This window comes from Shinella sp. M31, from assembly GCF_049199205.1.
Taxonomy (GTDB): domain Bacteria; phylum Pseudomonadota; class Alphaproteobacteria; order Rhizobiales; family Rhizobiaceae; genus Shinella.
This window is the reverse complement of record NZ_JBLZPH010000150.1, coordinates 1-3,537: the sequence shown is the minus strand read 5'-3', so window position 1 is coordinate 3,537 and position 3,537 is coordinate 1. Positions and strand designations below refer to the sequence as shown.

Here is a 3,537-nt window from a genome sequence, read left to right as displayed (position 1 = left end):
TCGAGGGCAAAGCCATTGCTGCGCGGCGTTTTCGAGGGAGCCGCTGCGGTGCGTTGAGCCGCCGGGCGCGTGACGGCGGCAGGTGCGGCCATCTTGGCGGCGGTTGCACGCAGCTTTCCGGCGTGGTCGGCTTCCTTGCGGCCGGTATTGTCGACGCGGAAGAAGGCGATGGAAGCCTGAAGTTCCTCGGCCTGGGCGGCGAGTTCTTCCGACGTGCCCGACATTTCTTCCGATGCACCGGCGTTCTGCTGGGTCACCTTGTCGAGCTGCTGGATCGCCTCGTTGATCTGCGAGGCGCCGATATCCTGCTCGCGGCAGGCGGCGGAGATTTCCGAGATCAGTTCGGCGGTCTTGCGGATGTCGGGCACCAGACGGGTCAGCATGTCGCCGGCTTCGGTGGCGACGGAAACCGTCTGGCCGGAGAGCGCGCTGATCTCGGCAGCGGCCGCCTGGCTGCGCTCGGCAAGCTTGCGCACTTCCGAGGCGACGACGGCGAAGCCCTTGCCGTGCTCGCCGGCACGGGCCGCTTCCACGGCGGCGTTCAGGGCGAGCAGGTCGGTCTGGCGGGCGATTTCCTGAACGATGGAGATCTTCTCCGCGATGGTGCGCATGGCGCCGACGGCGCGACCGACGGCCTCGCCGGAGGCTTCCGCGTCCTTGGCGGACTGGCGGGCGATCTTTTCCGTCTGGGCGGCGTTGTCGGCGTTCTGCTTGATGTTGGCGGCCATCTCTTCCATCGAGGCGGAAGCCTCTTCGGCAGACGATGCCTGCTCGGTCGCGCCCTGGGAGAGCTGCTCGGAGCTGGCCGACAGTTCCTGGCTGCCGGAGGAGACATTGTCGGAGGCGGAGAGCGCGTCGGCAACGACGCCGCGCAGACGCTCGATCATCGTGTTGACGTGACCAAGCATGTCGCCGATCTCGTCCTTCGTGGTGATGTCGGCAAAGCGGGTCAGGTCGCCATCCGCGACGCTCTGCACGGCGGTCGCGGCGCGGTTGAGGCCGCGGTTGATCGACAGCACGATCCAGACGGCGGCCATGGCGGCGATCAGGACCGCGATGGCGGCGGCGGTCACCATCAGCGTTCGCGTGCTCTCATACTGCGCCTGAGCGCTGACCTCGGCTTCGTCGAGACGGCTTTCCTCGAGCTTGACGACTTCGCCGAGCAGATTGTCGATCTCGTTGGTCACGGCGCGCGCATCGGTGGTCGAGATGCGCGTCGCGCCTGCCATGTCGCCGGCAAGCGCCAGGTTGCGGATGCGGTCGTCATCACGGCGGAAATCGGTGGTGAAGGCGGAGAGCTTGCTCCACATCACCTTGCCCTGCTCGGTTGCCTTGGCAAGGACCTGCTCGAAGGTTGCATCGAATTCCTTGCGGGCTTCGTCGCTGAGGCCGATATAGCGGTTGGTCTCCGTGGCATTGGCAGAGAGAAGCATGTTCTTCTGCTGGCGGATCTGCTGGAGTTGCAGGGTGTTCAGCGTCTGGGCGAGCTTCAGGCGTTCCGCCGGGCCGTTCAGCACGTCGCCGAGCGTCGTGTTGAGGCCGCCGAGGCTCATGATGCCATAGCCCGCGGTGCCGAGAAGCACGGCGATCATGAAGCCGAAGGTCAGGAACAGCTTGAGTTTGATGGTGAAGCGCATGGGTCTCTCCTGAGGGCCTAGTTCGGCGCTGACGTGTTGCCGGAGCGTTCCTTTCGGGAGGAAAAGATCGCGTGCAGGTTCGGGACGATGATGAATTCGCCGCCTCGCTTGACGAGGCAGTTGATGTAATCGGCGCGCCAGCGCATGCCCACACTCGGCGGCGGCTCGCTGGCAACCTTGGCAAGGGTCGTGACTTCGTTGACCTTGTCGGTGCGGATGCCGACCAGGGTCGGCTCGTCGTCGAGATCGAGTTCGATCACGATGATACGGCTGTCGATGGTGGTTTCCGTCGCGTCCATGCCGAAGGCAAGGCGGATGTCGGCAAGCGGGATCACCTTGCCGCGGAAATTGATGACGCTGGAAACGAAGGGTTTGCTGCCGGGAACGTGGGTTTCTGGCAGAAGATCGAGAATTTCCTGCACGACGATCGCCTCGATGGCGAAGGTCTCGCCATTGAGGTTGAAGGTGAGGACCGACAGGTCCTCCTCCTCGCCCCAGATCGTGCCGTAGTCGCGTTTCCGTGCCGCTTCGCTCATCCTGCCGCCCGCATTTGCGCCTCCTGGTGCTGTCCGGCCGCGACGAGATGGGTGACGTCGAGAATCAGCGCGACGCTGCCGTCTCCCAGAATGGTCGCGCCCGAGAAGGTCGCGACGTCATGGTGCAGCTTGGACATGGATTTGATGACTGTCTGGTGGTCGCCGATGATCTGATCGACGACAAGGCCGACGCGCTCGGAGCCGGTCGAGATGACGACGACCTTCTGGTGCTGGTCCGGCTGGGTGCCGGTGCGGAAGAGTTCACGCAGGCGCAGGAACGGCACGAGGCTGTCGCGCAGCGAGATGAAGGAGCGGCCGCGCGAGCGCAGGTCGTCTTCGAGCGACAGTTCCAGGCATTCTTCGACGGCCGAGAGCGGGATGACGTAGCAGCCGCCGCCGACACGCACGAGCAGGCCGTCGATGATGGCGAGCGTCAGCGGAATGCGCAGCGACACTTCCGAGCCGTCGCCCGGCTTGCTGACGATGTCGATTGCCCCGCGCAGGGCTTCGACGGTCTTCTTCACCACATCCATGCCGACGCCGCGGCCGGAGAGATTGGTGACGGCCTGGGCCGTCGAGAAACCCGGCTGGAAGATGAGTTGCAGCAGTTCCGGATCGGACAGCGTCTGGCCCGGCTGGATGAGACCGGAGGATTCGGCCTTGGCGCGCACGCGATCACGGTTGATGCCGCGACCGTCGTCCTTGATCGTGATGATGACCTCGCCGCCCGTCTGGTGCGCGGAGAGGATGACCTTGCCCTTGGGATCCTTGCCGGCGGCGATGCGCTCGTCGGGCTTCTCCAGGCCGTGGTCGATGGAGTTGCGCACGAGATGGACGAGCGGATCGGCAAGCCGGTCGATGACTGTCTTGTCGACCTCGGTGCTTTCGCCCTCGGTGACGAGTTCGATTTCCTTGCCGGTCTCGCGCGACAGGTCGTGCACGAGGCGGCGGAAGCGGCTGAACAGGCTCGCGACCGGCATCATGCGCAGCACCATCATCGTGTCGCGCAACTCGCCGGACAGGCGTTCGATTTCCTCGGAGACGGAGCGCAGACCAAGATCGGCCGCGGCACCTGCAAGCTGGGTGAGGCGGGATTGCGCGATGACCAGCTCGCCGACGCGGTCCATCATCTCGTCGAGACGCTCGGCGGGTACGCGGACGTTTTCGGCGGATTTCGCCTGTTTGGAATCGTTGGCCGCCTGAACGGCGGGTGCCTCGCGCTCCGAAACCACCACCGCCTTCGGCATCGCGGCTGCGGGGGCAGCAACGACGGGGAGGGCGGCCGGGCGCTCAGTGGCGATCTCCGTGATGTCGAGCTCCATATCGTCCATCACGAAGATGAAGACGTCCTCGATATCGCCGCG

Annotated in this window: 3 protein-coding genes; all 3 read right to left on the bottom strand. The window is 65.2% G+C overall.

Translation table 11 applies throughout. The features are described 5' to 3' along the window. The coding region (locus ACOZKU_RS24375) for a methyl-accepting chemotaxis protein (RefSeq protein ID WP_421581063.1) at positions 1-1,637 on the bottom strand (1,637 nt) is incomplete at its 3' end. A 17-nt stretch (positions 1,638-1,654) separates the two neighbouring features. Beyond that, on the bottom strand, positions 1,655-2,173 hold the full coding sequence (locus ACOZKU_RS24370; RefSeq protein ID WP_314086918.1) for a chemotaxis protein CheW: 519 nt from the start codon (positions 2,171-2,173) through the stop codon (positions 1,655-1,657). Next, on the bottom strand, positions 2,170-3,537 hold a 1,368-nt coding region (locus ACOZKU_RS24365; RefSeq protein WP_421581061.1), incomplete at its 5' end, for a chemotaxis protein CheA. The genes ACOZKU_RS24365 and ACOZKU_RS24370, both read right to left, overlap by 4 nt.

Excerpts from the sequence above, each read along its gene's own strand:
- ACOZKU_RS24370 (WP_314086918.1), bottom strand. The coding sequence starts at position 2,173 with ATGAGCGAAGCGGCACGGAAACGCGACTACGGCACGATCTGGGGCGAG.